2 protein-coding genes are annotated in these 1,754 nt (G+C 57.8%); one reads left to right on the top strand and one right to left on the bottom strand.

Translation table 11 applies throughout. From position 1 onward, the window contains the following. Window positions 1–226: 226 nt before the first annotated feature. Window positions 227–439 (bottom strand): hypothetical protein, encoded by a 213-nt coding sequence (locus tag CSC76_RS18800; RefSeq protein WP_162111482.1) that lies wholly within the window; start codon window positions 437–439, stop codon window positions 227–229. Between the two features lie 430 nt (window positions 440–869). On the opposite strand from CSC76_RS18800, the gene CSC76_RS18930 reads away from it, so the two are divergent. Next, window positions 870–1,250, top strand: a complete 381-nt coding sequence (locus CSC76_RS18930; protein ID WP_202923577.1) for a DMP19 family protein — start codon at window positions 870–872, stop codon at window positions 1,248–1,250. The last annotated feature ends 504 nt before the right edge of the window (window positions 1,251–1,754 follow it).

The raw sequence follows: 1,754 nt of genomic DNA, 5'->3' as shown, positions 1-1,754 counted from the left end.
GCTTTGTCCGTGCTCCCCACTCTGCCCACCCCGTTGCGAGCTGCTGGCTTCGGGTTTACCTTGGCGCGCATAACAGTTCGTCCAAGCCGAACCCGCTTCGCGGGTCGGCTTAACTCAGGTGTTAGGCCGCATGAGAAAGAGGTCTGCGAACTCAACGATCAAGCGACCCTCGCTATTCGTAGTTGTGTTCGGTTCTTTTGCGGGACTGATCGCGGTCGGCTATGGCTCAATCATGCTCTTCTTGCATCCGGCAGGCATCGGCCCATGTCGTCGCAATTGCGGCTTGGATCAAGCCTTTCTGACGTTTCTTGGCCAGCCCTTGTACAACCTGATATTCGGTATGCTTTGGGTAGCAACAGGGCTTGCCTTTATTGTCTTCCTTTTTTACCTTCGGGTTCGCAAGTGACATGGCAACAATGCGGCCTAACAATTCATTCAAGCCGAACCCGCTTCGCGGGTCGGCTTAATTCTGGTGTTATGCGTGGGTAGGTGTGTTGGTGTTGTCGGCTTCGGTGATGTGCTGGATGCCGCCATGCCATCGGCTTCGGCGTTGATCGGTCGCTGATCTGTCCGACCCATTCGTGCTCTCCGGCTTCGCTTAAATCGGCTTCGGACGCACCTCGTTCGCGCCGCTCGGCACAAGGATGGCTTCATGACTTTCGGATTGGCGGCGCTGTCGGCTTCGGCCTTTGCTGGCCTCGACCTGCTCCGTGCTGGCGGAAGCTTTGTCCGTGCTCCCTGGCTTCCCCGACCCGTTGCGAGCCGCCGGCTTCGGGTTTACCTTGGCGCGCATAACAGTTCGTTCAAGCCGAACCCGCTTCGCGGGTCGGCTTAACTCAGGTGTTAGGCCCCGCAAGGAACTGCGTAGCATGGACAAGAACGACTTCCTTATCGAACTCTCCGAAAGTGAACGCACAGCTTACGGTCGTGTCGATTTCGCCGCCCAAACTGTGCAGCAGCAGGTTTTCTCTGCTGTCTGGGCGCTTGAGAGCCAAGTCAATAGTGGTGGCTTCGAGAGTTTCCTCGAGAACGAAGATCCTGCCTTGGTCGCATTCGCACCAGAAGCGCTGCAGACAATCGGCGCGGTGAGCTGCGCGGACATTGTCCGTCGTGCCGTCTCCGCGGCTCCTGGCCTGTTGGACGACCTCGACTCTGAGTTCTATGCATACCCAGACGATCTGACCGACTTGCTGTACAACTACGTAGCGACCAACCCAGATGCATTCGGTCCCGTCACGGGCGGGGCCTAACAATTCATTCAAGCCGAACCCGCTTCGCGGGTCGGCTTAATTCCGGTGTTAGGCCCAGGGTTGAACATATGAGACTTCCCATTGCCTGTGTTCTCTCGCTTCTGCTTTTGTCACACGCCCATGCTCAGGACAAGCAAGATGCGTCGACCGAGTATCTGACTAAACCTCTTCCCGCGGCCTGGATCCCAGCGTCTGCTTCGCCATCCAAACTGCAGCTACGGGACGTTTTGTCCCCTGCGCGACCGCCGAGAACCATCTCCGGGTTCATCGCTCAGTTCGGCGCCCCGGATCTTTACATGACCCCAGAACGAAAGCTGCCAGGTTATGACGGAAGGCTCATCTACCAGTTGTCGACCGGCCACACGGTCACCTTGCACTGGACCGGCCAGAGCTCTGTAGACACTCAGTCGCCGCTCTGCGCGTAGCGCCTTTCAAACTCTACCGGTGACAGTCCGCGAGCGGAACCATGCCGGCGGATCGGGTTGTAGAACATCTCGATGTAGT

The sequence above is a fragment of the Pseudoxanthomonas mexicana genome (genome assembly GCF_010093385.1).
Taxonomy (GTDB): domain Bacteria; phylum Pseudomonadota; class Gammaproteobacteria; order Xanthomonadales; family Xanthomonadaceae; genus Pseudoxanthomonas_A; species Pseudoxanthomonas_A mexicana.
The sequence above is the reverse complement of the archived record's forward strand: the minus strand, read 5'-3'. Positions and strand labels throughout refer to the sequence as shown.